The organism is Levilactobacillus fujinensis (assembly GCF_003946335.1).
Taxonomy (GTDB): Bacteria; Bacillota; Bacilli; order Lactobacillales; family Lactobacillaceae; genus Levilactobacillus; species Levilactobacillus fujinensis.
Genome location: NZ_RHNX01000002.1, coordinates 95,297 through 121,650 on the forward strand (window position 1 = coordinate 95,297; position 26,354 = coordinate 121,650).

General features: G+C 48.1%; 25 protein-coding genes. 6 read left to right on the forward strand and 19 right to left on the reverse strand.

Going from position 1 to position 26,354, the window contains the following annotated elements; all coding sequences use genetic code 11:
• Positions 1-20: 20 nt before the first annotated feature.
• The gene (locus tag EKM89_RS01280) at positions 21-1,586 is read right to left on the reverse strand and encodes a glycoside hydrolase family 31 protein (protein ID WP_125685350.1); all 1,566 of its coding nucleotides are present in this window, start codon (positions 1,584-1,586) and stop codon (positions 21-23) included.
• Between the two features lie 285 nt (positions 1,587-1,871).
• Here EKM89_RS01280 and EKM89_RS01285 point away from each other — a divergent pair, with 285 nt between their 5' ends.
• Positions 1,872-3,602, forward strand: a complete 1,731-nt coding sequence (locus EKM89_RS01285) for a phosphatase PAP2 family protein (RefSeq protein ID WP_125685351.1) — start codon at positions 1,872-1,874, stop codon at positions 3,600-3,602.
• Between the two features lie 60 nt (positions 3,603-3,662).
• Here EKM89_RS01285 and EKM89_RS01290 read toward each other — a convergent pair whose 3' ends face one another.
• The 5 genes from EKM89_RS01290 to EKM89_RS01310 all read right to left on the reverse strand — a co-directional run bounded on the left by EKM89_RS01290 (position 3,663) and on the right by EKM89_RS01310 (position 7,321).
• Positions 3,663-3,875, reverse strand: coding sequence for a helix-turn-helix domain-containing protein (locus EKM89_RS01290; RefSeq protein ID WP_125685352.1), 213 nt, complete (start codon positions 3,873-3,875; stop codon positions 3,663-3,665).
• Positions 3,872-4,342 (reverse strand): DUF2975 domain-containing protein, encoded by a 471-nt coding sequence (locus tag EKM89_RS01295; RefSeq protein ID WP_125685353.1) that lies wholly within the window; start codon positions 4,340-4,342, stop codon positions 3,872-3,874. The genes EKM89_RS01290 and EKM89_RS01295 overlap by 4 nt, the downstream gene beginning before the upstream one ends.
• 142 nt (positions 4,343-4,484) lie before the next feature.
• On the reverse strand, positions 4,485-6,254 hold the full coding sequence (locus EKM89_RS01300) for an ABC transporter ATP-binding protein (RefSeq protein ID WP_125685354.1): 1,770 nt from the start codon (positions 6,252-6,254) through the stop codon (positions 4,485-4,487).
• A gap of 27 nt (positions 6,255-6,281) precedes the next feature.
• Positions 6,282-6,800 (reverse strand): MarR family winged helix-turn-helix transcriptional regulator, encoded by a 519-nt coding sequence (locus EKM89_RS01305; RefSeq protein WP_125685355.1) that lies wholly within the window; start codon positions 6,798-6,800, stop codon positions 6,282-6,284.
• Between the two features lie 164 nt (positions 6,801-6,964).
• Positions 6,965-7,321 carry a VOC family protein gene (locus EKM89_RS01310; protein ID WP_125685356.1) on the reverse strand — a complete coding sequence of 119 codons (357 nt, stop codon included), beginning with the start codon at positions 7,319-7,321 and terminating at the stop codon, positions 6,965-6,967.
• Between the two features lie 407 nt (positions 7,322-7,728).
• Between EKM89_RS01310 and EKM89_RS01315 the strand changes: the two genes are divergently transcribed.
• Both EKM89_RS01315 and EKM89_RS01320 read left to right on the forward strand, forming a co-directional pair.
• Positions 7,729-8,268 carry a TetR/AcrR family transcriptional regulator gene (locus EKM89_RS01315; RefSeq protein ID WP_125685357.1) on the forward strand — a complete coding sequence of 180 codons (540 nt, stop codon included), beginning with the start codon at positions 7,729-7,731 and terminating at the stop codon, positions 8,266-8,268.
• A 63-nt stretch (positions 8,269-8,331) separates the two neighbouring features.
• Entirely contained in the window at positions 8,332-8,856 is a 525-nt protein-coding gene (locus EKM89_RS01320; RefSeq protein ID WP_382333664.1) for a GNAT family N-acetyltransferase, read from the forward strand.
• Between the two features lie 55 nt (positions 8,857-8,911).
• On the opposite strand, the gene EKM89_RS01325 is transcribed toward EKM89_RS01320, so the two are convergent.
• Complete coding sequence (locus EKM89_RS01325; RefSeq protein WP_125685359.1) at positions 8,912-9,700, reverse strand: tyrosine-protein phosphatase; 789 nt, start codon at positions 9,698-9,700, stop codon at positions 8,912-8,914.
• A gap of 190 nt (positions 9,701-9,890) precedes the next feature.
• Here EKM89_RS01325 and EKM89_RS01330 point away from each other — a divergent pair, with 190 nt between their 5' ends.
• A complete protein-coding gene (locus EKM89_RS01330) occupies positions 9,891-10,607 on the forward strand; it encodes a sulfite exporter TauE/SafE family protein (RefSeq protein ID WP_125685360.1) in 717 nt (238 codons plus the stop codon).
• Between the two features lie 222 nt (positions 10,608-10,829).
• Here the strand turns inward: EKM89_RS01330 and EKM89_RS01335 are convergent, their stop codons facing one another.
• The 12 genes from EKM89_RS01335 to argF form a co-directional block, all read right to left on the reverse strand.
• The gene (locus EKM89_RS01335) at positions 10,830-12,194 is read right to left on the reverse strand and encodes an MDR family MFS transporter (RefSeq protein ID WP_164510468.1); all 1,365 of its coding nucleotides are present in this window, start codon (positions 12,192-12,194) and stop codon (positions 10,830-10,832) included.
• Positions 12,195-12,573: 379 nt separating this feature from the next.
• Entirely contained in the window at positions 12,574-13,338 is a 765-nt protein-coding gene (locus EKM89_RS01340; RefSeq protein ID WP_125685362.1) for an ABC transporter permease, read from the reverse strand.
• The gene (locus EKM89_RS01345) at positions 13,331-14,041 is read right to left on the reverse strand and encodes an ATP-binding cassette domain-containing protein (RefSeq protein WP_125685363.1); all 711 of its coding nucleotides are present in this window, start codon (positions 14,039-14,041) and stop codon (positions 13,331-13,333) included. Before EKM89_RS01345 ends, EKM89_RS01340 begins: the two co-directional genes overlap by 8 nt.
• The gene (locus EKM89_RS01350) at positions 14,034-14,408 is read right to left on the reverse strand and encodes a GntR family transcriptional regulator (RefSeq protein ID WP_125685364.1); all 375 of its coding nucleotides are present in this window, start codon (positions 14,406-14,408) and stop codon (positions 14,034-14,036) included. The genes EKM89_RS01345 and EKM89_RS01350 overlap by 8 nt, the downstream gene beginning before the upstream one ends.
• Positions 14,409-14,702: 294 nt before the next feature.
• Complete coding sequence (locus EKM89_RS01355; RefSeq protein WP_125685365.1) at positions 14,703-16,118, reverse strand: NAD(P)(+) transhydrogenase (Re/Si-specific) subunit beta; 1,416 nt, start codon at positions 16,116-16,118, stop codon at positions 14,703-14,705.
• Positions 16,115-16,426: an NAD(P) transhydrogenase subunit alpha gene (locus tag EKM89_RS01360; protein WP_048732835.1), complete on the reverse strand. Its 312-nt coding sequence runs from the start codon at positions 16,424-16,426 to the stop codon at positions 16,115-16,117. The genes EKM89_RS01355 and EKM89_RS01360 overlap by 4 nt, the downstream gene beginning before the upstream one ends.
• Positions 16,423-17,631, reverse strand: a complete 1,209-nt coding sequence (locus EKM89_RS01365) for an NAD(P) transhydrogenase subunit alpha (RefSeq protein WP_125685366.1) — start codon at positions 17,629-17,631, stop codon at positions 16,423-16,425. Before EKM89_RS01365 ends, EKM89_RS01360 begins: the two co-directional genes overlap by 4 nt.
• Before the next feature lie 446 nt (positions 17,632-18,077).
• Positions 18,078-18,746, reverse strand: a complete 669-nt coding sequence (locus tag EKM89_RS01370; RefSeq protein WP_125685367.1) for a hypothetical protein — start codon at positions 18,744-18,746, stop codon at positions 18,078-18,080.
• Between the two features lie 245 nt (positions 18,747-18,991).
• On the reverse strand, positions 18,992-19,960 hold the full coding sequence (locus EKM89_RS01375) for an aldo/keto reductase family protein (RefSeq protein ID WP_125685368.1): 969 nt from the start codon (positions 19,958-19,960) through the stop codon (positions 18,992-18,994).
• Positions 19,961-20,277: 317 nt separating this feature from the next.
• On the reverse strand, positions 20,278-21,786 hold the full coding sequence (locus tag EKM89_RS01380; RefSeq protein ID WP_125685398.1) for a YfcC family protein: 1,509 nt from the start codon (positions 21,784-21,786) through the stop codon (positions 20,278-20,280).
• 139 nt (positions 21,787-21,925) lie between these two features.
• Positions 21,926-22,855 (reverse strand): carbamate kinase, encoded by a 930-nt coding sequence (gene arcC, locus EKM89_RS01385; protein WP_125685369.1) that lies wholly within the window; start codon positions 22,853-22,855, stop codon positions 21,926-21,928.
• A 12-nt stretch (positions 22,856-22,867) separates the two neighbouring features.
• Positions 22,868-23,866, reverse strand: a complete 999-nt coding sequence (gene argF / locus EKM89_RS01390; RefSeq protein ID WP_125685370.1) for an ornithine carbamoyltransferase — start codon at positions 23,864-23,866, stop codon at positions 22,868-22,870.
• Between the two features lie 363 nt (positions 23,867-24,229).
• On the opposite strand from argF, the gene EKM89_RS01395 reads away from it, so the two are divergent.
• Both EKM89_RS01395 and EKM89_RS01400 read left to right on the forward strand, forming a co-directional pair.
• On the forward strand, positions 24,230-25,528 hold the full coding sequence (locus EKM89_RS01395; protein ID WP_125685371.1) for an ATP-binding protein: 1,299 nt from the start codon (positions 24,230-24,232) through the stop codon (positions 25,526-25,528).
• Positions 25,525-26,352: a DNA-binding domain-containing protein gene (locus EKM89_RS01400; RefSeq protein ID WP_125685372.1), complete on the forward strand. Its 828-nt coding sequence runs from the start codon at positions 25,525-25,527 to the stop codon at positions 26,350-26,352. Before EKM89_RS01395 ends, EKM89_RS01400 begins: the two co-directional genes overlap by 4 nt.
• Positions 26,353-26,354 lie beyond the last annotated feature (2 nt).

A 26,354-nucleotide genomic window follows, 5' to 3' on the forward strand; every position in this document is an offset into this window, starting at 1 on the left:
ATCTTGCGCCCCATTTTCCCTTAATTTGACGATAACTTACGGTAAGCTGGCAAAGATTGCAGGGTTACCGGTACTTGCCGTTCAGCTGGTCCCGTAATGATAGTCGCCTCACCAGTGATGGCTTGCCATTGACCGGCAGGGAAGTAAATGGCCTTTTGTGTTGCATGTGGCTCTAGTACTGGCGCAACCAGGAAATCATTTCCCAGCATGAACTGCGTGTTCAAATACTGCCGCTTCGTTTCGGCAAAGTCGTAAGCCATGGAACGAACAATTGGTGCACCAGTTTGAGCAGCATTTTCCGCTAAAATTGCGATATCGTCGGCAAATTGCTGGTGAAGTTTCGCCGCTTGCCGGCAGAGTGCCAGGTGTTCTTTATCCAGTACCCGCCATGGCGCCACGGAAAACTGCATCATCGGCATTAATGCTGAACACTGCGCAGAACGGACGATGAGTTCCTGATCAAAATGATCGAGAGTGATCAAACTCCGAATTTCACCGCCACCAATCATATCTGGACAGCTAAAATAGTATCCCAACAGGCCTTGTGCAATCGTATCTGGAATCAGTTCAGACAGACCGTCTTTGCCCCACTCAAAACGCTTATCTTGTAGGCGATTAACCAATGGTGCGCCTTCATTGCGGTAGTTGGCCCGGAATTCATTATAAGGAAACTCTGCACCAAACTCACCCCATAGTTGGGTCTGCTGTTGTGGGCTCAATTCGCCGGCTGAGATGTCGGTTTCTTGATAGAAATGTGGATCGCCTGCGTCAAATTTAAAGCCATCAACACCTGTATCTGCTTGCAATTTCTGCAGTGTCCCTTTTAGCCAGTCATAAGTCGCTGAATGACTTAAATCCAAAATGGCACTGTAGCCATTCCACCATTCGCGGACCACAGGTTCACCTGATGGCTCACGCAACAACATCTGCTTATCGCGTAGCTCCCGGTATTCCATAGAATCCGCACTGACAAATGGACAGACCCAAACCATGACCTTGAACCCCATATCATGTAACTCATCGACCATCGCTCGAGGATCAGGGAACTTACGTGCGGAGAACTCCCAGCGACCATAGTAGTCGGCCCATAAGTCGTCGATCATAATAATTCCTGCTGGAAACCCATTATCAGCAATACCATGTGCGTACTTCAAGACATCAGTCTGATTTTGTTGATAAAGTAGCTCAATCCACGTATTCCATTGAGGTAGGTCAAAAAATGCTCGTGGCGGCATTTTGCCCAACTGAAAGGCTTGCTCAGCGACCACTTGCTGAGCGCCACGGAGACCGTCAGCCCCGGTTACCATTGAAACGGCATCACGCGTGACGATATGGAAAATACCATCAGCTAATGTCAGCTTGAACGGCGTCGCACTCCAGATTGCCCGACCCTTAGTGGACAGAAAAATCGGAGCAACCTGGTTGCCATTCACCAAATGAATCAAATCAAGCTCATATGTACTCTCACGAGTTAATGGGTATTGCGAACCATCAGCCACACAACCACCGTACCACTCTTCATCTTCCAAAACGGGAACCTCTAGCGGCGCGGTCAAACTTGCGGTCAATTCATCAAAAGTTATCATCAGAACTTCCTCCCAAAATATTTGGTGATTTCTGTTTTATCATAGCCAAATCTATTTCGAAACGGTAGCAACTCGAATTGCTATCGTTTTACCCCTTGGAGCAATTAAGTAACTTAATTTTTAAACCAACCCTCATGAGACGTGGTTCCGAACGCTATGTAATAGTTTTGTGTGGTTAGTGTATTATTTTAATTAACCCTACTGACAATCACTAATCACTACGTTATGATGTGAATGTAACCGGAAATGAAAACGTCACCGCACTTTTGAAAGGCAGGTATTTTCATGAAAACTAGGCAACGTACTTGGACCAAACGCGCCGCAACAATTCTTTCTTTAGTCGCCGTGACACTCCCCATGGCAACAACCGTGGCCAGTGCTGCAACGACTGCCGATGATCTCTCCACACACGAAGCCCCTTACGGCTACTTTGTGGACACGTATCAACAAAACGTCAAGAAAAACACGACGCAGACCAACAACCCCGTCATTGGTGAGATGGCTGAGTTCTCTACATACTGGAATAACGACAAAGTTTTGAGCCCCGTCTTACTAGGCGAAAATGTGGGCAAGGCTGCTGCCATTACGCAGAAGCGAACTGACGCGGAAGCCACGCGTTCCTATCTGACTGACCGTCGGAATCTGCGTTACAATTTGGTTTCTGGCTTGGGGCCTTACGCCTCAGCATTCATTAAAAATGCTGACGCCAAGACCGACTTTAATGACATGCCAAGTACCCCTCTTCCTGCAGATGCACCCTACAGTAAGGTGACTTGGGCATCAACGACCTCCCCACTTGGTCCCCTAGTTAAGCTCGTCGACACCACAGCAAGTTCACCATTCTCTGGTACTGGTGTGGTAAAACACGTTGTCCGCTACGTCCGTCCTTACCGTCAAAGTACTGATGTTAAAGTTGTCCCAGCCCTTTCTAAGGTCATGGCCGCTGCTAAAGCTGACGACTACGACTTCCCAAGTGGGCACACAACCGCTGCCTTTGAATCTGGTGAAGCGTTGGCCTACGCCGTACCCGAACGCTTTCAAGAACTGATCACCCGTTCTTCCGAAGTAGGCTACGACCGAATCCTAGCCGGCCGACACTCACCATTAGCCGTGATGGGTGGTCGGATGGTTGGAACGGCTATGACTGCCGCTACTCTGAACGATCCTAAGAATCAAGAATTAATGAAGCAAGCTTACGCCGTTGCTCATACCGACTCCCTGTTGAAGACCAAGGAACTGTCTGCAACCGACGACTTCAAAGATTACCAAACGAACCGGGATGCTTACCGTTTTCGGATGACTTACGGCTTCAGTCAAACTGGAAATACAACACAAGCCATGCGCGTTCCAAAGGGTGCCGAAGTCCTCTTAGCAACCCGGTTGCCTTACCTAAACGCAACCCAACGGCGTGACGTCTTATTCACGACGGGAATGCCGTCCGGTTATCCCGTTATGGACGATGCTGAAGGTTGGGGCCGCTTAGACCTCTTCTCCGCTGCCAACGGTTACGGCGCTCTCAATGACCAAGTCACGGTTAACATGGATGCCAGCCAAGGCGGATTCAACGCTAAGGATAATTGGCGTAACAATATTGCCGGTAAGGGCCAATTGACAAAGACTGGTTCTGGTAGCCTAACGTTGAGTGGAAATAACAGCTACACCGGTGGGACTCTGTTGAAGGCCGGTGCCTTGCAATTAGCAACCCCTTCCGCATTGGGTAAGGGAAACCTTACAATCAAGGGTGGCCAACTTCAATTGGCAACGACTAAGGTCACCATCAAAGGTAATTTCCAACAAACAAAAGCTGGTCAACTGAAGCTAAGTCGCGATGCTCACGTCAACATTAAGAAGACCGCCAAACTGAACGGGACATTGAAGTTAACCTCTGACGCCTTAAAGAACGGGACGAAGGTTCTCACTTTCCACGCACACAAAGGAAAGTTCAAACACGTCTCTGGCTTACCAAAGGGCTGGCATGTAGTCTACACGAAACATGCTGTTAAGTTAGTAAAGTAGCCCAAAAATCTGTATAGGAAAAGGGACTGTGGCGGTTGTCACAGTCCCTTTTCCTATACCTTATTCTTCCCTATTTTCCTGATACGCCAACAAGTCTCCCGGCTGACACTGTAAAACGCGACAGAGTGCCGTCAATGTCGAAAAACGAACGGCACGGGCCTTTCCATTTTTCAAAATTGACAGGTTCGCCATGGTAAGACCGACCTTCTTAGAAAGTTCCGTTAACGTCATCTTGCGCTTCGCTAGCATGACGTCTAAATTAATTACAATCATATTGTCAGCTCATTTTCTGTTTTGAACGCAAACGCATTGGCTACCAGTTTTTGTAAGATACTGGCGAAGATGCCGATAACGGTTGCAGCTGCCAAAATAAGACACGATAATAACAAAATCCCTGGCGCATCAGCCGCATTTGTCCACCAATAAGCTAACGGGAGCATCCCCAAGAACATAACGGCCACGATATAGGCACTCCACTTAATTCGTTTGAGCGCCGTGATTGATTTCAGTGAAAACGCCGTATTCTGATCAACACGCTGCAATAGCGTATATGCCTGCACGACAGCGTTTAGAACGCAGCCACACGTGACCAGCAATCCACCGCCCATAACGAATGAGAATCCGTGCATGATGTGGGTCGTTCCATCCACCAAGAATGGCACCACAACTATTCCCAACACAATGACAATCAAGCCGATAATGGTCAAAGCTAACTTTAGAAATAACGTTTCTCGTTTCACGACAGGTCCCTCCTCTATTTAATTTCAGAATACGCCATTTGTTATTGATAAACAATAAATAATTATTAAAATACGATAAAATTTATCTAAACTGTAAAAAAAACGTGGTCGCGTTTTTCACACGGTTCACGTCTTTTCTGGTCTATTCTTTGAATTGAATTCTAACGTAATCTTTGTAGATTGGCAGACTAGCCATCAATTCCTGATGGGTCCCGTGCCCGCTAATGTGACCATTTTCAACGAAGTAAATATTGTCCGCATCCACAATGGTACTCAACCGGTGCGCAATAATTAGTGTTGTGCGGCCCTTCATCAGTTGCCCTAGCGCTTGTTGAACCATTGCTTCCGACTCCGAATCCAAACTAGCCGTGGCTTCATCCAATAAGAGAATCTTTGGATCCCGCAGAAATGCTCGTGCGATTGCTAAACGTTGGCGTTGCCCCCCACTGACTTTGACGCCCCGTTCACCGACCTGTGTATCCAAGCCGTCGGTCATGTGGTGGACAAATTCGTCCGCCGATGCCAATTGCAAAACGTGCCACAACTCGTCGTCGGAGTATGTTTGATCCGACCCATACGTTAAGTTATGCCGAACCGTGCCGGCCATGATGGCTGAGTCTTGACTGACATACCCAATTTGTGACCGCCAATCATTCAGACTGAGGGTGGCGACATCCTGATCGCCAATGGTAATTTGACCATTCTGTGGTTGGTAATAACGTTCCAGCAGCCCAAAAATTGTTGACTTCCCGCCACCAGATGGTCCAGCAAAGGCGACTACCGAGTTGGGCTGGGCCGCAAAGTTCACATCATGAAGAATCATTTCACCATCGTCGTCATAAGCAAAGTCAACGTGTTTCATGGCCAAGGGTTGGTCACTGACGGACTGTGTCGTTCCCGTCAGCAATTGTTCCTCTGGCTCCGCAAGTAAATCACGAACGCGTTCCGTAGAACCACTAGCCTTCGACAATGTTGTGAAGAATCGTGCTAAAGTTCCTGCTGGTCCGATGATTTGGAACAAATACATGAGAAATGAGAACATGGTTCCCATACTCATAGTTCCTGCTGAAACTCGCGCTGCGGCGTAGGCCAAAACGCCTACAAAGACCGCCAACATGGTCGTCGTCATAACGGGACCAGCAATGGCATCGTAAATAGCTTCCTTTAATCCAATTTGATAGAGACTGCTAATCTGTTGTCCACCGGTCCGTGTTTCATATTCTTCAGCATTGGAAGACTTGACCAACCGAATTTCACCTAACGTTTCGTTAGTTGCCCCGCTGAATGCTGCCATGGTATCCTGCCGTTGATGCCCAATCTTATTGCTGAGCCGCATGATGGGAAACATGACTAACATCATCAACGGTACGGCAATAAACATAATGGCCGTCATTTTCCAGTCCATCAACAACATGATGACCAGGGCGCCACCAAGTTGTAAGAGGGCAGTCACCATTTGTGGAAATGAGTTGGCTAACAGGTCCTTGATCTGCATCGTATCGTTGACGAGCCGCGATGTCATTTCTCCCGTCTTGACGCTATCAAAATAACTTACCCGCAGTCGGACCAGTTTTTGCCACAGAATTTCCCGCAACCGGGCAACCACGTTTTCTCCAAAGAATCCTAATAGTGCACCCGAAAACGCACTTACCAGGGCACTAACGATAAATAACACAATCACGCCAATCAGCAGTGGTCGGTTCAGCGACTGTCCCAGTCCGTTAATTAAGGATTGGGCAAACTTAGGCACGGCCAATTGGGCGCCCGTGGCTAGTGCTCCCAACCCCAGGCCTACCCAAAGCTGCCAGTACTTGGGCTTGGTCTGACGAATCAAATGCATAAAGCCCCGAAAATCAAATTTGCTGCCAACTCGTGACCGCTTAACACTTGGTGCTGCTACTCTTCGTTCCATTTCTCTTACGCCTCATTTCAAATATGCTTAAAACCAGTGGGGACCGAATCCATGATGTGGCCAGTCATTGCCACGACGATTCAGGTCACCCCAATCAAGGTCGCCAACCTGATGATTGAGCTTCGTCAGTAGCCGCTCCAAATCGGACTGTTCATCCGCATCTAACCCACCGAATATTTTCTCTGACAGGCCATCTACCCGCTGATCATACTGGGTAAACATCTCTTGACCACGGTCGCTCAATTTAACAATAACGGCACGCTTATCCGCTTCGCTTGGGACACGCGCAACCAACCCCATGTCCTCCAAGCGACTGATAGTGGCACTGACCGAACTTGGTCGAATGTCCAGAATTTCCGCAATATCAGCATTGGTCATCCCATTTTTGGCATGATGTAAGAGTTGCAGTAATCGCATCTGGCCGCGACCGCCGTTAGGCCCGCCGTGACCACCCATCCCAGGTTGATGGCCAACTACCATTAAGAATTCTCGGTTCTGAAACAATTTACCAAAGCTCTGCAACAAATCACGACTTTCGTCTGACATACTTTGAACCTCCTCTTTTAAATTCGTGTCATTATCTTAGCACTTTAGTTAGCCTTTGACAACAAAAGCTAACTAAAAACTAACTAAATATCAAAGAACCCCGTCATATCAGTATTTTCCAGAGAAAAAAAGTTGTGACTCACGCCGCAACTTTTCAAAAATCACTAGTTTACTTGCCCAACTGCGAAATAGGTCCCGTCCGGATCTGGAAAACCAAATGCGCGTTGACCATTATCATCCACGATTTCAGTCGCGCCGGGCAACTCGTCATGTAATTCCTCAAAGCGCTCGCCGAACAACATCAGTGATGGCACATTGTTGAGAACTTCTGGTGAATAGGTCGCAATGAAGCTACGCGCAAATAAGGAGAGCTCAGTGCCCGCATTCAGCGTCAATACCACATTCTGGGAGCCATCTGGTAACGACATTGTCTCGGCAACCGGTAACGCAAAGTAAGTCTGCCAGAACCTAACAGTCCGATCAACATCTGTCACGTAGAGCATGATTCGTGTTTTTTGCATTTGATTCACCTCGTTTTTTGATAACTCATATCCTACCATTAAAAACTAAAATTTGGAGAACTTGCAAGTTTCCCTAGCTTTTCTACGATAGAACAGGTATGATTATCTATGCAGGTTTGCACCTGCCTAGTTGCTCTGTACATTCCAAAATGTAACCTATGGATCAACTAGTTGCCTCCATCTCGGATTGATGGGGGCTTTTTTTGTACCTTTTTTTAAATAAATACGCGGTTAATCGCTTACAAAGTGGCAATTCACTAAAAGTTATTGAACAGGTGTTGATTTTTTGAAACTGTGTGCCTATACTGTATATCGTTATGTTGATTAAACATAGTTAGAACCATTTCGATAATGATTAGATTAGATAGTAACTTGTCTTCAAAATAGCGTATGGAGGTTGGCGACCAATGGACCGTAGAACGCTTAAAACACAACGGTTAATCAAAGATACCTTGTTACAACTTTTACAGCAAAAACCATTACACAAAATCACCGTTTCGGAGATTACACAAATCGCTAATATTGGACGAGGAACCTTCTACGTTCACTATCCAGACGTCGACAGCTTGTATGATCAAATCATCAATGAGGCTATCGACAATCTCACTGAACTATTTGACCAAACGTACCCTAGTGATGCCGACGATGCAAATTTTACTGCTCTTTTTCGCGCCGTTACCCAATATTTGACGACTAACGCCACCCTCTTCGGCGTTCTCCTACGAAACCAAAAGAGCGGTAAAGTCATGCGGCAACTCAAAGATCTCTTTGCCCAGCGGGTCATGACCGAAAGACAGTTTGACCCTAACGATTCCGAGATTCAAGTAACTGTTGCGTTCACCACAGCTGGTGCCATCGGGGTTCTTTCCGACTGGCTCACTGGCACTTTAGATGTCAATGCCGACCAGCTTGCCCAAATTATTGATAAGATTCTCGCCAAGTTTTAACCCTAGGAGGTCACGATTACGCTTACTTTAACCCCATTCAACCATACGTCAATCAAGGATCAGATTGCTGTTCGCCGCTTATATTTGAAGAGTTGGCCCACAACGGAACAGGTTCCTTTTTCCATTCTTCGATTCAAGGCGCAATCGTCGATCGTTCACTTCTACTCGTTATACGATGCCAATCAATTCGTCGGGTTCACCTACCTCATTTTTCATGAGGACACAATCTACATTTTCTATCTGGCAATTGAACCGGCCAGCCAAACACAGGGTTATGGCGGCGAACTACTAGAGCAACTAAAAGCCACCTACCCGCAGAAACGGCTCAGTGTCACCATCGAATATCTCAGCACGCGGGCCGACAACTACACCCAACGTGTCCAACGGCGGCGGTTCTTCGAAAATCACGGCTTCAAAATGGCTGATTTCTGGATTGAAGAACAAGGCTTACCCTACCAAGTCATGACCTGGAACGGTGACATGCAAAGCAAAGAACTTGAAAAGGTCGTTCGTCACTACTCCGGAATTCTCTTCCGGTTCTTCGTCAACCTCGAGGTCCACACCCTCGGGATACCGGATAACTATTAAACTAGTCAAAAGCGACCGACTCGCAAAGGTGAGTTGGTCGCTTTTTTTATTCTGACTAGTGAGCGGCTTTGGTTAATAAGTTGGCCTTGATTGCCTTGATTTGTGCTGGCGTAATCTTTAAGCCCTTCTTCACATAGTTATCCATGGAACCATATTGCTTGTTTACCTGCTTGTAGAAGGCGTTCAGTAACGCTGGCTTAGCCCACGTCACGTTTAATTGTGTGTTGGACAGTAAGTAATCACGTTGAACATCTTTCTTACTTACACCTAAGATACTATAAATGATGGCCGCCGACGTTCCCGTCCGGTCCATTCCGTGGGAACAATGGAATAATAACGCACCCTTTTTGTTTTCGGAGATTTGGACTAACAGGTTGCGGTAACTGCGGCGGGCAGCACCCTTGGTAGCCATGTCGAAGTACATGCCTTCGTCATCATTATCGTAGTTGGACTTGGTTCCCAGAACGGAAGCTTGCATGTACTTCACACCATCCATCACGGGATCCGGTTTCTTCAAGATTTGTTCCGTCGTCCGTAAATCGACGATTTCACTCAAATGATAGTTAGCCGTCAATTGGAGCTGATCGGAAATTGTCATCTTTTCTAAGGAGTCACTCCGAAGCAGTTTACCCAGCTTGACCCGTTGACCGGTCTTAGTCTTGTAGCCCCCCATGTCGCGCATGTTTTCGGGACCACTCAAATGAATTGGCCGGCTCACCTTTTGTGAGATAGCGGGTTGCAGTTGTGCATCCGTCGGTGTTGCGGTAGCGGCGTAGGCTGGTGTCACCGCAGTCGCTAAGACTAAGGAGCAGCCGAGTGTTGCCAGTACTGTCTGGAATCGCATAGTTAATAATTTCCCCTTTCTGAATAGTCTTAGAATAGCAATTTCATGTAAAGGACCGACAAACTTTATGTAAGTGTTTTGTATGATATCTTATCAAATACATAATGAAAAGGTCATCAATCCCGGTCCGTTGACTTTTCTCACTGGGACGTCCAGACTTGAATTTAAAGATTTTAAAGGAGGTCTCCAGATGTCCTGGTTACTCATTATCATCCCCGGCATGCTCGCCGGCCTCGTACAAGGACTCACGGGATTTGGGGCCGCAATCATCATGATGATTTTCCTGCCGTCACTGCTTCCCATCGACCAGAGTGCTGGTGTAGCGGCACTGATCATGTCAGCCAGCGTGCTCACCCTGGTGATTCGCTATCACCACGAAATTCGACTCAAACGTATCATTATTCCCTTTCTCATCTACGCTGGTGTCGCGTCCTGGTCCGTTCACCTCGGTAATGTCCTCGATGTTCATCTTCTACGAACACTGCTCGGCGGGTTACTCGTGATCCTGGCCCTCTTTTTTTCGGTCTTCAAGCACGCCGATAATCGGCAATACCCGTTACTCATCGCCGGTATTTTCATGATTGTTTCCGGATTTTTCAACGGCCTATTTGGCATCGGTGGTCCCTTGATGGCGCTATATTTTCTTTCCCTGGCGAAAACAACGCCGGCATATATTGCCAGCATTCAAACCTTTTTTCTGATTGATATCATCTACATCACCACACTGCGGGTCACCACCGGTATTCTGATTGTTCAAGACATCCCCATTATCCTCGTCGGCATGGTGGGTGCCGTCTGTGGGACAATTGTCGCTAACCACCTGCTGAACCGCATGAATATGGTTATGGTGCAGCATCTCGTCTACCTCTTCATCGGCGTCAGTGGTGTTTACTATCTATTCTTCTAAGCAGTGAGGTTGACCTTAATTTGAGTCAAAAGCCCGTCCATTTGCCGTTGACAATCCCCTCAGCAAGCGAAATTTCTGGCAAACCGAGCGCGGTCATTGCCCCTTAATTTAACGCAGTACTAATCTTCTACTGTCACAGAAATAGCGTACATAATTTGGCGTTCAACCTTGGTAATCAACAAAAAACGGGTCAGATGGAAACCACCATCAACCCGTTTTCTTTTACTCTGCTTTTTTCAATTGTCGTGCCAATAGCCAGCAGACAAACACCATCCCCGTCGACAACAAGTAGCTAAACTTGATGCCCACCAGCTGACTATTCATTGACCAGTGAATGTGACTGGTACTCGTCAGGCTAATGATAGCGACCAATAGCGCTGTCCCAAACGAAGCTGCTACCTGGCGCAACGTATTGTAAACTGCCACGCCATCCGGAATCATCGGCAGCGGCAGCATTGACCAGGCATGTGTCTGAATTGGAATCAACACTAGGACTAATCCTAATTGGCGAATCGTCTGCCCAGCAATTACGTAAGCCATTGACGACTGACTCTCTGTGGCACTCAACAATAACGATCCACTCATATCAATCGTCAATCCGACCATTACCATTCGTCGAAAATTATATTTGTCGTAAAACCGACCACTCAACGGCGAAATAATGGCCGTGCAGATTGACCCCGGTAATAGCGTTAGTCCCGATACCAGTGCGCTTTGATGGAACACATTTTGGACCAGCACCGGAATAATAATGGAATTGCCGTACATTGTGACCATCAGTAACATGTTAATGATCAGTGGGAGATTGAACTGTCGGTAACGAAACACGTGCAAATTCAACAATGGCGCCGTCTTTGTCCACTGACTCTTGGCAAACAATCCCAGCAGAATTATCCCCAGGGCTAGCGGAACGATGCCCTTTAACGACAAAAATGCCGTCTCACCAACATTTGAAAAACTATAGAGCGCAAGCGTTAAGCCCAGTCCGGATAGGAACAACCCAGTGCGGTCCAACGGCTGGCGATGTAGGTCGCCCACATTTGCTAAGAACTTAGGCGCTAACAGCACGTCGAGCGCCATCAACGGCAACGTTAAGCCGAACAGATAGGACCAACTCAGATGGGCCAAAATAACCCCGGCCACCGTTGGCCCCAGTACTGGGGCTAAATTCAGCGCCAATCCGACAATGCCCATCGCCGCTCCCCGTTCACTGGGCTTGGTCGACGTCATAACAACCACGTTGACCAGTGGAATAATGATACCCGCTCCCAACGCCTGAATCATCCGACCAACAATTAAGACCGGATAGATCGGTGCCGTCGCACCAATCAGTGAGCCCAAGATAAAAATCAACGACGCCGTAAAATATAATTGGCGGGTCGTGTACCGTTTGATCAAATACGCGGTGGTCGGAATCATGAGCGCATTGATCAATAAGTAGCCGTTGTTGAGCCACTGTCCCTGCGCCGTGGTGATATGAAACGCCCGCATAATTGCGGGTAAAGCGGTGGACATCAATGTCTGGTTCAGGACGCTGAGAAACGCACCGACCATGATCAGTGCGAAGGAAAAACGATTCTTATGCATAACTTGCCCAACGACCTTCATATGTAATTTCGTACTAAAATTTGAGCGGAACTGCCCCCAAACAACCTTCTAAAATTTGTAGATTATCCTCCGCCCTCAAAAGCACTCTTTTTAGCATATGGATACCCTCACCGTTTGTCAACTTGAGATGGCTCACCCACTCAGTCATTTTTCGACAAAATCGTGTGGACCAAAAGATCGTCGGCTATGGGCTCAAGCACGTCGTACCGCTCCAAGCCATTTCCACCCGATGACTAGACATATTTAAGTACAATCAGCTCTCTTTTGGTCCACATCTTCACTGTAAAGCAAAAGCACTGTAAACCCAGATTGGTTTTACAGTGCTGATTTGGTCTAGTTGCCAGTTATCTTTTACGCGTTAGTTCGGAATCGTTTCAACCCACTTCTTCAACAAGAAAACATTGATGACCGATTCAACTAAGGCCACCACGAGCACCCCAGCAATATTGATCAGGAGCTGAGTTTGTTGCCCGCCACTCAGAATTCCGCCGAGATTGTTGAACTCACTCAACATGAAGATGGCCACGCGCGTCACCAGGTAGATGACAACGATGTATAAGACCACGTCCACTGCCCGCCGACTCACATTTGGCAAGAAATTATTCGTCGCACTGACCGCTAGATGGACCAGTGAGATGGTTGTCCAGCCCATGATGAAAATGGCCAGCGCCATGCCGAAGACGCCGAAAACAACTTTAGTTGCTTCAAGCGTGGTGTATTCAGGACCCGTCATTTGTGCCAAGATTTTCGTAAAATAAGTGTTTTCTACTGTTGCCGTAATCAAGTAAAGGACGACTTGAATGACGCCGAAGTAGATAAACATGACGAACGTCGTAATCAGGTTACTCAAATATAATTGCGTTTCACCAATTGGAATCAACCGGTACGTGTCGCGCGTATAGACCCGTTCAGTTTCGATACTGAGCATAATAAAGACGATCCAGATTGTGGGTACAGACCAAGCCGCAGTGACCCCAAGCAGTTCACCATCGGCAATGCCCCTAGTTGCCAAGCTCCACAGCAGGGTAACGGCAATCACCGCTAGTTCTGCCAGAATAATCTTATTGACCAGTCGGAATCGGCTCCGACCGAGTACCTTAAATAATGACCCAAAACTAGTCATGGTTAACGCTCCCCTCGTACAAGCTTTCGTAGTAGGCTTCAATGCCAATCCCAAATTTCTCACGAATCTCATCGCTCTGCTTGTGTGCGTAAATCGTTTGGTCCTTGACAATGACGATCTCATCTAAAATCGGTGCGATCTCTGAAACGTAGTGATCGCTGATGACCATCGTCGCGTCGTCTGGTTTCCATTTGATAATACTGCTAATAATCTTCTTACGACTCATGCTGTCGATCCCGCTAAACGGTTCGTCTAGCAGGTACAAGTGCGCCTGCCGCGCTAAGGTCAAGGCAATAACGACCTTTTCCTTCATCCCCTTCGACAACGCACCCAACTTGAGGCTCGTATCAATCTGCAGGAAGGTCACCAACTCTTCATATCGTTGCCCACTAAAGTCCGGATAAACCGTCCGATAAAAGTCGGCAATGCGATCGATCCGCGTGTTTGCTCGGAATCCCCGCAGTTGTTCGGTGAAGCTCACATTGCTTTTGTGGTGTGCCGTCACGCTATCACCACACACCGCAATCGTCCCAGACCCCTTTGCGCTCCCCGTGATCAATCGCATCAGCGTCGTCTTTCCGGCACCATTTTCCCCTAACAGACCAACAATCTTCCCGGTCTCCAGGGTCAGGTCGATACCATTCAAAATCGTTTTTAAATTGTGCTTGTACGTCAACTTCTCAATCGCTAAAACGTTAGTCATGTTGCTGCCCCCTTCCTGCGATATAAGTCTTCAGGCTCGAAATAATTTGTTCATCCGTCAAATTCAATGCATGTAATTCGTTGTAGACCCGCTCCAATTGCTCCACAATCAACTGCTCCTTTAATTGGGTAATTCGATTTTTGTCCATCGTGACGAAATTCCCCTTTCCCCGTTGAGACTCGATGGTGCCCTCCGTGATCATTTCCCCGAGTGCCCGCTGAACGGTGTTGACGTTAACCGTCAAATCCACCGCCAATTGACGAACGGCCGGCAGCTTATCCCCTGGCTCCAGCGTGCCGGTCATCATTTCATGATAGAGGTGATTCTTGATTTGATAGTAAATCGGGACCTTATCATCAAACTTCATATTGTCCTGCCTCCCTAGTGTTATATTTTACTATTACACTATAACATGCGGTTACCCGATTCGCAATAGCGAACGTTAAATTAGTGCGAAATGGCCACACTCCCCATTCCAAGTCTAACGTGGCTGCTACGGTCTCGACGTCCAGAATAATCCAGCACAACCAGCGTCGGCGTGCGACCATCCTTAACCAACTGATTCATTTTCGTCAGCAAAAAGGCGCCACGTCAGCAACCATAACTGGTAACTAACGTGACGCCTTAACACATTCTATTACGCAATCAGACAAGCTGACGATTACTCCAAGTATTGCTTAGTAGAAGCCACGATATCTTGTAGCCCCTTCTTAGCATCGGAGAAGAACATTTGCGTGTTGTCCATGGAGAACAATGGGTTTTGCACGCCGGCATACCCTGTACTCATGGAACGCTTGATGACCACAACGGACTTCGACTTGTCGACATCCAGAATTGGCATCCCAGAAATTTCGTTACCACTTTCCCGAGCTAACGGGTTGGTAACATCGTTGGCCCCAATGACCAGCGAAACATCAGTACTTTCGAACATTGGGTTGGCATCGTCCAACTGCTTCATTTGTTCATAAGGCACGTTGACATCGGCCAACAACACGTTCATATGACCAGGCATCCGTCCAGCAACTGGGTGAATGGCATAGTTCACATTGATTCCTTTATCGGTCAAAACCTTGGCTAATTCGGCAACTTCATGTTGTGCTTGGGCAGCAGCTAAGCCGTACCCAGGAACGATCATAACGTTTTGAGCGTAAGCTAACTGTAACCCAATATCGTCGGCAGAGGTTTCCTTGACATCAACCGGAACGGCATCGGCAGCACTACTCGTGTCACTATCGCCAGTCCCAAAGCCCCCAGCCAAAATGTTGGCCACGGACCGGTTCATGGCATCGGCCATCTGTAAGGTCAAGATGGTCCCGGCAGCCCCAACTAAGGCACCGGCAATGATCAGGACTTGGTTATTGATAACGAACCCGGCAAAGGCTACCGCTAAGCCAGTGAAGGCATTTAACAGAGAAACCACGACGGGCATGTCGGCCCCACCAATTGGCAACGTCATCAACAGCCCAAAGACCAAACTCATGGCCAAGGCTAAGATAACGTACCAGATATTGGTTGGGTAACCGATCATGAACCAAGCTGAAGCTAAAATGGCAATGACCACAATGATGTTTAAGATCCGTGCCCCAGGTACCGTAATTGGTTTCCCGGAGACGTGACCTGAAAGCTTCCCGGTCGCAATCAATGACCCGGAGAAGGTGATTCCCCCAATAATAACGTCCAGCAGAACTGGCAGGGAGAACGCGATACTTAAGCTAGCACCGTCACCTTTAAGTAAGTAATCGAAGATCCCGATAACGGCGGCAGCACCACCACCAACGGCGTTGAACAGACTAACCAGTTGTGGCACGTCGGTCATTGGCACCTTGCGCGCCTTGACGACCCCGTAAAGGATCCCCAACGCTAGGCCCAAGAGTAAAACAATCCAGCCAATGGCGTCAATTTTACCTTCAATAATAATCGTGACAATAATCGTAATAACGGCTAGGAACATCCCAACGGCTGACAGGCCATTCCCGTGCCGAGCGGTCTTTGGTGAACGCATCATGTGAACACCTAAAACGTAGCAGACCGCGGATACCAAATAAATTAAGGAAGAAATCGTCTGTAGGGCACTCATTTCTGATCATCCTCCTTTTTGGCTGCTGGTTTGCGGTCAAACATTCCTAACATCCGGTCGGTAACGGTATAACCACCCGCAACGTTGACGGCCGCAAAGAAGGCACCAAAGAATGCTAAACAATAGAAGACCCAGCTATTAGCCTCGGCCGCGATGACAAATGCCCCCACGACAACGACCCCGTGAATCGCATTGGCCCCAGACATCATTGGGGTCTGTAAGGTTGCTGGAATTTTACTCATAACTTCAAATCCGACTAATAGACTCAAAACAAAGATTGCTAAGTTCGTAAATAGTTCTTCACTCATGCTTGATCAACTCCTTTTTTATCGTCTGGTTGATCGGCGGGCGTCTCCTCCGCGCTAGCAGGGTGACGTTCTGGTAAATCCATCGCCGAACGTTCGCGACTACTAATAATTTCACCTTGATACGTCGCGAGCAACTCCCCAACAACTTCATCGTCCACGTCAAAGACCAGTTCGCCATCCTTGGTAATATCCGTGATGACTGACTGAACGTTCTTGGCGTACATGTCAGAAGCAGAAGCAGGCAGTTGACTGGCCATGTCACCAGCACCAACGATCTGGGCATCATTTGCCGTCGTCACCGTTTCGCTAGGCTTAGACCCCGCAACGTTACCGCCTAACTCACTGGCGGCTAAATCGATAAAGAGCTTTCCGGCCTTAGCTTCGTCCACCGACTTCTGGGTAACCAGTAAAGGTGGCCGACGTCCAGGAACTTGTGCGGTCGTGATGACCACATCGCTCTGAGCAATAAATTCAGCTAATTCAGCCTGTTGTTGTGCAGTTTCTTCAGGAGTCAATGCCCGCGCGTAACCGCCTTCACCAGTGGCCGAAACAGAAGTCGTTAGGAACGTTGCCCCCAAGGATTCAACTTCGCCCCGTGATGCTGGTCGAATATCGTATCCGGAAACCATTGCCCCTAATCGTTTTGCAGTCCCAATCGCTTGCAGACCAGCAACCCCGGTCCCTAAGACTAAGACCTTGGTTGGCTTAGCAGTCCCGGCAGCAGTGATCATCATCGGTAGGTACCGTGAGAATCGATCCGCCGCCAACAGGGCTGCTTTGTAACCGGCTACACTGGCTTGTGAACTTAAAACGTCCATCGTTTGCGCCCGTGAAACCGTCCGTGGCAAGAGTTCAAATGCCAGTGCATTAACTTTTTTAGCCGCTAATTTCTTAACGAAGTCTAAATCCGTTAATGGTGATAATAAGCCTAAAAGTGTCTGGCCAGCTTGTAACTGATCAACCACGTCGTCGCCAGGTTGGTCAACCGTCGCGATAATGGTCGCCTGCTTCACAGCAGAGGCGCGATCGACAACTTTCGCCCCCGCATCCGTGTAGACAGCATCTTGATAGAAGGCTCGTTCACCAGCCCCCTGTTCGATCAGCACTTGATAATCACTTTTGACCAGCTTGCGAACAACGTCCGGTGATAGAGCAACCCGATTCTCGCCAGGTGCTTCTTTCAAAGCCGAAATGGTAATTGACATGCCATACATCCCCTTTTGATAAAGTCTTCACAACTCAACTATAGGGCATTTTCGGGCGCAAAACAATGCTCGAACGGCCGAATTGATAAATATCTTGATATTTTGCCGAATTTGACCAATTTTAGGGTAATTATCCTGACTATTTTCGCAAAAAATGGGATCAATCGTCAATACCATCCATATCATTGGTGACGACTAGTCAATCCACTAGTTATAAATTTTGTTGCTAACGGGTCCTCAGAATTTAAACATTCGCCAAACGAGATAACTCCTTGTCGGCTTTGAAAAAATTCCTGTCGATTCTGGTCGACCATGAATTGGGTGCACAACGATCCGGGAGTCGATTTATAAAATTTACGTTTTCTTTCATCCTTAATGTGCCACGTAAAAAGGCCCCGTGTCAATCCGTCTTCACGAACCGCCGCAGGACCTCGTCTTCTTAACATTTAACTCAACCAGCCATCCATCCAGAACTTTTTGGTCACGATAATCTCGCTTGCAGCGGCGGTCAGCTGCTTAACCATCTGGGCATAAGCGCTATTGGCCGTCACTTGTTGTAATCGCCCTGCCAGCGCAGCCATGTCGGCCTCACCAAACAACCATTTCAGCGCGTCTTCTTGCTCTAAAATGATCAAAAGGTTCAACGTCGTGTGGGTCACTTGGCCGGACTGCAACTGCTGTTTTAAGGTCGTAATTGCTTGCTCGCGACTGGCATCCTTAGGCTCGTAGATGACATGCGGCGTGAGGTTGTTTTGAAATAACTCGCGTGCCGTGGTTCCAGCGGCTAACGTCTCCGCACCGATTCCATCGTAAATGGTATTGGCAATGTCCCAACTGGTCACTAGCTTTAGAATCGATTTCAGTTGGGGCGTCTGCATCAGATCATTACGTAGCCGCATCTTGAAGGCCGCCAAGTAGGACGGTAGATTCTCCCACTGCGCGTCATCTGCAATGGCTAGATTGGCCCCCGTCACGACCAGGACTCGTTGATCGATCAAATCGAGTAAGGCGCCCAAGACAAAGTAGGCTTGGGCCGTAAATCGGGTCCGCAGAGTCGGTTTCTGCCCGATTCTTTCGGTCAAGAGTAAGTAGTTTGTTGCGGTCGTGAGTGTCACGCGTGGTTCCTCCTTGATGGTTTAGGCTACCTGGAACTGTGACTAAAAATAGTCGTTTCAAGTTGTCTTAAAATTAACAATTTTATACATTCCGGATTTCTTACGAACCGTTAGTATACCACACCCACTACCCGGAAGCGAGGCCGGACATATCCGGTATGACGCTTATTTGCGAATTTCACATTAATCAGGCGATAAAAAAGCGCGTCTGTAACGACACGCTTTTTAATGCAGGAGTTGTATATTTAGCCAATTTGACGAGAGAACTTCTTAAAACCGAACAACTTGTCGATCCGGGCAAAATATTCTGTTGGAATGTCCAAGTCGATGGCTTTTAGGTTGTTCTGCAACTGTTTCGGTTTGCTGGCCCCAGTAATCAAGCTAGAAATCCGGGGGTCGCGTAAGCCCCAAGCCAAGGCAAACGTCGATAGATCTGTGTCCAAGCTGTCGGCCATCTTGACCAATTCTTCGACCTTATCCAAGTTGTCATCGGTTAGCAATGCCTTGATTTGTCCTTGATAGGTTGCCCGTGACCCGGCCGGAATTGCTTGGCCTTTACGGTACTTTCCAGTCAACAGTCCTTGTGACAACGGTGAAAATGGCACAACCCCAAGACCAAGTTTGCCACAAACATCCAGCAATTCATGTTCAATGTAGCGATCGAACATGTTGTACTGGGGTTGGACTACGGACATTGGGTGCAAGCCGCGTTCCTGGATGATCAATTGCGCTTCTAAGATTTGGACCGGCCGCCACTCACTAACACCGTAGTAGAGAATCTTTCCTTGATCGATCAACCCACTCAGTGTGGTCAACGTTTCGGCCAGCGGTGTTTCCGGGTCAAAGCGGTGACAGAAATACAGGTCGAGATAGTCGGTCTGCATGTTGGTCAACGATTGATCCAATGATTCTGTAATGTGCTTACGTGACAAGCCGCCATCGTTCACGCCCTCCCCAGTTGGGAAGAAGACCTTACTGGACATCACCAATTCCTTGCGAGGAAACTGTTTCAACGTCTTACCCAGGAAACGCTCAGCCGCACCACCACTATAGGCGTCTGCACAATCGAAGAAGTTGATTCCATTTTCATAAGCTAACTTGATACTTTGGGCAGCCAAGTCCTGCTTGTTGCCCGCGCTCACATCAGTCATCCAGCTCCCCAATGCCAGTTCACTCACGCGTAATCCTTGTTTTCCTAAATGCCGATACTTCATGTGAAATCCTCCTAAATTTGTTATGCACTCTAAATGGAAGCGGTGTCACAACGTCATAAATTTAGTCTACCAGATTTCGTCCGGCTAGGTCAGTAACCTGACTAATATTGTGTGAAATATTTGTACGTGGCAACCTTTTTGCTAACTTATCCCGCTATATGCCCATTTTTGCACGCCAAAGAACACGTTCAGGCGATCAGTTGGCCTAAACGTGTTCTTCTATACGATGTAGGACTGAAATTCTGAATCACTACTAATGGTTACTGTGGCTGAGATAGTCCAATCATCGCCTTACAGGCCGACAGCGTGCAATCAAATTAGCTCAATAACACTTCCAGTACCAAGATCACGCCACCAAAACCTAAGACAAAGACCACGACTGGCCAAACGAACTTAAACCAATGTGAATACTTCATGTCCAGCATCTGTAACGTGGCCATCACTAGACCAGTTGGCGCTAAGAAGAGCATCGCGTATTGTCCGAATTGGTAGGCAGTCACCACGGCGAAACGCGGAATGTTAACCGTATCGGCTAGCGGCGCGAAGATTGGCATCGCCAGTACAGCCAATCCGGATGATGATGGCACAATGAAGCCGAGAACGAAGAAGATCAGCATTTGAATCAGGATAAATACGGGTCCACTTACGCCTCGGACCAACGTTGAAGAGAACTGAAGAATCGTGTCAGAAATCAAGCCTTCATTCATCACCAGGTTGATTCCGCGGGCTAGCCCAATAATCAGTGAGACCCCGACCAGGCTGGCAGACCCATTGGTAAAGGCATCAACAACTCCCTTTTCACCAATTCCGTATTTACCAGTGGCCGTTAAGAACATGATGATAATTGCAAATAGCAAGAATGAGGAGGCCATGGTTGGGAACCACCACCCCTGCGACATCACACCCCAAACCATGATTGGGAAGGTCACTACGAACAGAATCAGAATCAGTTTCTTCCGAAAAGTAAAGTCGGCATGTTCACTGCCTTCATCAGATACCACGGACCACATTTTATTGAAGGACGACCGGTCTTCATAGGTATATGAGAACGCGGGCGTCTCTTTAACTTTCTTACTATACCAGTGCAGGTAAAACAGGACGAAAATCGTCGCAACGATCAGCCCACCGATCCGCCAGCTAATCCCCTCGGTAAAGTTAATGCCGGCTGCGTTAGATGCAATCACGACAGAGAAGGGGTTGATCGTTGAAAATGCTGTCCCCACCGAACTGGCCAGGAAGATCGCCCCGACACAGACAATAGAGTCATACCCCATCGCAATAAATATCGGTACCAGAATCGGGTAGAAAGCGACCGCCTCTTCTTCAATCCCACAGAGCGTGCCTCCCAGAGCCATTAAGACAGCTACCATGAAGATCAACATAAACTCGTGACCCTTAGTTTTCTTGGTCAGTGCCATCAAGCCGGACTCAAACGCCCCACTGGCTTTGACGACCCCAATCAAGCCCCCGAGCACGAAGATGAACACCATGATATCAACGGCTTCAATCGTCCCCCTGACCATACTACTCGTAATCTGACCCGGACCGGCCGGATGCTGTTTCAACCGTTCATAAGTATTGGGAATTGAAACGGCTTGCGTGATTCCCCCGGAAGTGAACTCCCCAATTTGAATCTTCACTCCCATTTTATCGAGTTGCTTCTGGGTTGCCGGAACCGCTTCCGTTTTACCAGACGGCTTCGTAATCACCAATTCTGATTTTGCAGAATCGTAAGCCAGCTTGGAATACGAGCCGGCCGGAATGATCCAGGTCGCAATGACGGCAACAATCGTCAAGATAAATAGGATGACGAAGGCCCCGGGCATTCTTAATTTGAACTTTTTCTTTGGTTGCGTCGTTGTATCCACAATTTCCACCCCTTACTTTTCAAATAATGGCTAAAAAGAAGCGCAGTCCAAGTTGGGCGTTACCAAAACGTCCTTTGGACCACGCTCTATAGTTTGCTTAATCTGTGATTAACGTTCCGACATTGCCCGCTAAGGCGTCGTCCAAATGATCTAGTGACGTGATCAATGCCGTGCGGCCTGCGCCTGAGGCTACGAAGTCCAAACACGCTTCGATCTTGGGTAACATGCTACCAGGAGCAAATTGCCCCTCGTCGATGTACCGTTTAGCATCCTGACTGGACAACTTACGCAGCGACTTCTGATCTGGCTTGCCATAGTTGACGTACACATCATCCACCGCAGTCAAAATGATCAGTTGGTCGGCCGCAATGTTGGCTGCCAGTAACGAACTCGACCGGTCCTTGTCGATCACGGCCGGAACGCCTTTGAGTCCGGTAGCCGTCGTCACGACGGGCACCCCACCACCGCCACCAGCGATGACCAGGTTGTCGTTTTCAATTAAATCGTTGATACTCTTGAGTTCCACGATAGCCTTGGGAAGTGGTGATGGAACCACTTGTCGCCAACCCCGACCGGCATCTTCAGCAAAGGTATAGCCCTTTTCCATCTCAATGCGGTGGGCATCCTCTTCACTGTAGAATGCGCCGACCGGTTTTGTTGGGTGCTGAAATGCTGGGTCGGTCTCGTCGACCTCGACCTGAGTCACGACCGACGCGACGTCCTTGTCGATACCCCGGTGACGCAGTTCATTGTGCAGGCTCTGCTGCAGGTGATACCCAATGTAGCCCTGACTCATCGCACCACATTCGGGAAACGGAAAGGCTGCCGTTTGGTCGTGTTCTGCCGCAAAGTTCATTCCCAGATTGATGGCTCCGACTTGTGGTCCATTTCCATGACTAATAACCACCTTATGGCCCGCTGCAACCAAGCCAATCAGCGAGGTTGCTGTATGTTTCACTAAATTTAATTGCTCTTCGGGGGATTTTCCTAACGCGTTACCGCCGAGAGCGACGACGATTTTTGCCATGTTGATTTCCTCCTAGTCACCTAAGGTAGCGACCATAACGGCCTTGATTGTGTGCATGCGGTTTTCGGCCTCCTGGAAGACCACTGAAGCGTCACTTTCGAAGACTTCATCGGTCACTTCCATTTCGGTAATGCCAAATTTTTCGGCGATTTCTTGACCGACCTTGGTCTGAGTGTCGTGGAAGGCAGGCAGACAATGTTCGAAAATCACATTTGGGTTGCCCGTTTTGGCCATCATTTCCGCCGTGATTCGGTAGGGCGACAGGAGCTTGATCCGTTCCGTCCAAACTTCATCTGGTTCACCCATGGATACCCAAACGTCGGTGTAGAGCACATCCGAATCCTTGACCCCCTTATCCACGTCATCGGTGACCAAGATAGTTGCGCCGGTCTTCGCCGCGATAGCTCTTACCTTAGCCAACAATTCTGGTGTCGGGTTCAGTTCCTTTGGGCATACCAGGTGGTAGGTCATCCCCATGATAGCCGCACCAATCATCAGGGCGTTGGCAACGTTGTTCCGGCCATCGCCAACATAAGTAAAGTGAATGTCACTGTAATTTTTCTTCAGGACTTCCTTAGCCGTCAAGAAATCAGCCAGTACTTGAGTCGGGTGATCTTCGTCGGTCAGACCGTTCCAAACCGGCACGCCAGAATACTTTGCTAGTGTTTCTACAGTCCGTTGCGAGAAGCCACGGTATTCGATGCCGTCAAACATGCCACCTAGCACCCGTGCCGTGTCTTTAGCAGATTCCTTTTTGCCCATTTGCGTCCCAGTTGGGCCTAAGTATGTGACGTGCGCGCCTTGGTCGTAAGCACCCACTTCGAAGGCACAGCGCGTCCGCGTCGAATTCTTTTCAAAAATCAAAGCAATGTTTTTACCAACCAATTTCTGTTGTTCGGTCCCGGCATATTTGGCGCGCTTCAAGTCCTCGGCCAGTTGTAGCAGGTGACCCATTTCCTTAGGGGTAAAGTCCAGTAGGGTTAAGAAACTTCGGTTACGTAAATTGTACATTGTGATTTCCTCCTTTGTTATTTACAATGGCAGTATACGCAAGCGGTTTCACAGAACTTCAAATTACTTCAAACCTGTCGTAAAATAATTTCAAAATTGTTATGTTTACTGGAAATTGTCGCACGCCGACAACACCCCCGGACTACCTTAAATTTTTCAATGACTAGACGTTGAGCCCATTGAAGGACGTCATCCTTTTATGGTTGACGGCTGACCATTCCGCGCGTTGCGTCACTTATAATCCTGACAACTGTTAGATTTGACGCCAATAGTGCCAGTTACATCTCATGTAAACCACCTGGTAAGGCGACTGACATCATCCGTTTCTTCCCCAATACCCCCACTTAAAGTTAGGAGCATTCCATGTTTAAACAATCTCGGTTCATCGTGCATGAACGCTACCGCCGTATTTTAATTGCCGCCGTGTGCGTTGCCCTTGCCTCACAGGTCAATATTTCTGCGTACACTCCCGGCCTCATTTTGACGCTGTCGGTCTTTTTACTGCCCATTTTTCTTTATTTCAACGCCGATTTGAATCCCTTGCACCTTTTGTTTGCCGTCGCCGTGGCCTCACCACTCTTTCGTGGCGTACTACTTTTCATCGGTCACGACGTTTCGCCGCATGCCAATCTCCTCTATGTCCTAGCCGACATCGCCTTTTATATCTGTTACGGCGTCCTGTATTACCTGCTCTACTGGCGCCGGGGGCAGCGCAGTAACACCACATTTTTCCTCGCAATTCTCCTATGTGACTACCTTTCCAACCTGCTCGAAGTCAGTATTCTCACCAACTTTAGTGGCTACACCTACCGATTATTTCAGATTCTCTTTATCACCGCGCTGATCCGTAGTTTGGTCAGTTGTCTACTCGCCTTTCTCTACCACTACTTCACGTTGATGATGCGCAAGGAGAACCACGAGGAACGTTACTATCACTTCATCTGGGTCGCCTCGGCGGTGAAAAGTGAGGTCTACTTCATGCGCAAGAGTATCAGTGAAATTGAAAATATTATGAAAAATGCCTACCAACTCAATCAGCGCTTGGAAAAGGCTAATGTCAACGAACAAGACCGCGATATGGCCCTGGGCATTGCCCGTGATGTCCACGAGATCAAGAAAAACTATCTCAACGTGATTCGGGGCCTTGGCGACTATTTCGACGATGATCAAGACGTCCCCATGCAGCTCGCAGAAATTCTGAAAATCACGACCAGCTATATTCGCGAATGCTTGAACGTCAAGCAACGTAGCGTGCTCATCGAGGTCCACAATCAAGTCGACCTCATCGTTCCCAATCATTACTACGTGGTCTCTATTCTTTCCAATTTGATTTTTAACAGTGCGGACGCCATGCTGGACCAGCCCAGTGGCATCATTCGCGTAACCGTCAACGATGCCGGTGATGATATTCTAATCAACGTTGGTGACAACGGTAGTGGGATGACCGCGGAAACCATGGCGATGATCTTTGCGCCCGGCTTCACAACAAAGTTCAACGAAAATACTGGTGATGTTTACCGGGGAATCGGCCTATCCCACGTCCGGTTGATCGTTCAAGAACAATTTGACGGTGATATCAGCGTCGAATCTAAGCTCGGCCAGGGGACTAATTTTCAAGTTCGGCTCAACAAGCAACGACTCATTCAGGAGGTGCAATCATGAAATTCTACATCGTTGACGACGACCCATCCATCCCCATGATTCTACGACAGATATTGGAAAAGGATCCGAACAATACCGTGGTCGGCATCGCCCACGACGCCAAGCAGGCCCTGGCTGAGGTGATGCTGTTAGATATCGACATTGTGTTGGCCGACCTACTGATGCCCGAGATTTCTGGCATTGAACTCATTAAGAAGCTCAAACCGGCCAAGCCTACGCTGCGTTTCATCATGATCTCTCAAGTCCGTGACAGCGATCTGCGGGCAGAAGCCTACCAAGCCGGTATCGAATTCTTTATCGATAAACCCATCAACGTCATTGAAGTGAAGACCGTCATTGAAAAGGTCACCCAAAGCATCGAAATGGCAGCCAAGCTCAATCACATTCAATCCCTCGTAGGCGGCGACGTTACCACTCCAGCCGTTGATCGCCATCGGGTTCAAAAGGATAAGATTCTCTCCATTCTGCGGTTTCTGGGGATCACTTCCGAGGCTGGTTCCGCTGATATTCTCTCCATTTGTCAGATGATGCTCGACCGAAATCTGAGCTTTCGCGACATCGACTTTGCCGTGGAATATCACATCGACGAGCGTGAGAAGAAAATCATGTTCCAGCGTATTCGCCGCGCCATTAAAACTGGCCTCACTAACCTCGCCAACTTGTGTTTGGACGATATGGGTGACGAGATCGTGGTCGAATACGCGAATACCCTGTATGAATATAAGAATGTTCGTAACGAGATGCTCTATCTGGAGGGCACCCGAACGACCGGGGGAAAAACCTCATTGAAACACTTTTTTGATGGCTTAGTCCAAGCACAATGAGG

What these genes read in the sequence shown, in the direction of transcription:
- EKM89_RS01290 (WP_125685352.1), bottom strand. Translation starts at nt 3,875, where the DNA reads ATGATTGTAATTAATTTAGACGTCATGCTAGCGAAGCGCAAGATGACG.
- EKM89_RS01335 (WP_164510468.1), bottom strand. Translation starts at nt 12,194, where the DNA reads ATGCATAAGAATCGTTTTTCCTTCGCACTGATCATGGTCGGTGCGTTT.
- EKM89_RS01285 (WP_125685351.1), top strand. Translation starts at nt 1,872, where the DNA reads ATGAAAACTAGGCAACGTACTTGGACCAAACGCGCCGCAACAATTCTT.
- EKM89_RS01365 (WP_125685366.1), bottom strand. Translation starts at nt 17,631, where the DNA reads ATGTCAATTACCATTTCGGCTTTGAAAGAAGCACCTGGCGAGAATCGG.
- EKM89_RS01380 (WP_125685398.1), bottom strand. Translation starts at nt 21,786, where the DNA reads ATGCCCGGGGCCTTCGTCATCCTATTTATCTTGACGATTGTTGCCGTC.
- EKM89_RS01400 (WP_125685372.1), top strand. Translation starts at nt 25,525, where the DNA reads ATGAAATTCTACATCGTTGACGACGACCCATCCATCCCCATGATTCTA.
- argF (WP_125685370.1), bottom strand. Translation starts at nt 23,866, where the DNA reads ATGTACAATTTACGTAACCGAAGTTTCTTAACCCTACTGGACTTTACC.
- EKM89_RS01310 (WP_125685356.1), bottom strand. Translation starts at nt 7,321, where the DNA reads ATGCAAAAAACACGAATCATGCTCTACGTGACAGATGTTGATCGGACT.
- EKM89_RS01330 (WP_125685360.1), top strand. Translation starts at nt 9,891, where the DNA reads ATGTCCTGGTTACTCATTATCATCCCCGGCATGCTCGCCGGCCTCGTA.
- EKM89_RS01345 (WP_125685363.1), bottom strand. Translation starts at nt 14,041, where the DNA reads ATGACTAACGTTTTAGCGATTGAGAAGTTGACGTACAAGCACAATTTA.
- EKM89_RS01395 (WP_125685371.1), top strand. Translation starts at nt 24,230, where the DNA reads ATGTTTAAACAATCTCGGTTCATCGTGCATGAACGCTACCGCCGTATT.
- EKM89_RS01340 (WP_125685362.1), bottom strand. Translation starts at nt 13,338, where the DNA reads ATGACTAGTTTTGGGTCATTATTTAAGGTACTCGGTCGGAGCCGATTC.
- EKM89_RS01315 (WP_125685357.1), top strand. Translation starts at nt 7,729, where the DNA reads ATGGACCGTAGAACGCTTAAAACACAACGGTTAATCAAAGATACCTTG.
- EKM89_RS01350 (WP_125685364.1), bottom strand. Translation starts at nt 14,408, where the DNA reads ATGAAGTTTGATGATAAGGTCCCGATTTACTATCAAATCAAGAATCAC.
- EKM89_RS01375 (WP_125685368.1), bottom strand. Translation starts at nt 19,960, where the DNA reads ATGAAGTATCGGCATTTAGGAAAACAAGGATTACGCGTGAGTGAACTG.
- EKM89_RS01300 (WP_125685354.1), bottom strand. Translation starts at nt 6,254, where the DNA reads ATGGAACGAAGAGTAGCAGCACCAAGTGTTAAGCGGTCACGAGTTGGC.
- EKM89_RS01355 (WP_125685365.1), bottom strand. Translation starts at nt 16,118, where the DNA reads ATGAGTGCCCTACAGACGATTTCTTCCTTAATTTATTTGGTATCCGCG.
- EKM89_RS01325 (WP_125685359.1), bottom strand. Translation starts at nt 9,700, where the DNA reads ATGCGATTCCAGACAGTACTGGCAACACTCGGCTGCTCCTTAGTCTTA.
- EKM89_RS01360 (WP_048732835.1), bottom strand. Translation starts at nt 16,426, where the DNA reads ATGAGTGAAGAACTATTTACGAACTTAGCAATCTTTGTTTTGAGTCTA.
- EKM89_RS01305 (WP_125685355.1), bottom strand. Translation starts at nt 6,800, where the DNA reads ATGTCAGACGAAAGTCGTGATTTGTTGCAGAGCTTTGGTAAATTGTTT.
- EKM89_RS01280 (WP_125685350.1), bottom strand. Translation starts at nt 1,586, where the DNA reads ATGATAACTTTTGATGAATTGACCGCAAGTTTGACCGCGCCGCTAGAG.
- arcC (WP_125685369.1), bottom strand. Translation starts at nt 22,855, where the DNA reads ATGGCAAAAATCGTCGTCGCTCTCGGCGGTAACGCGTTAGGAAAATCC.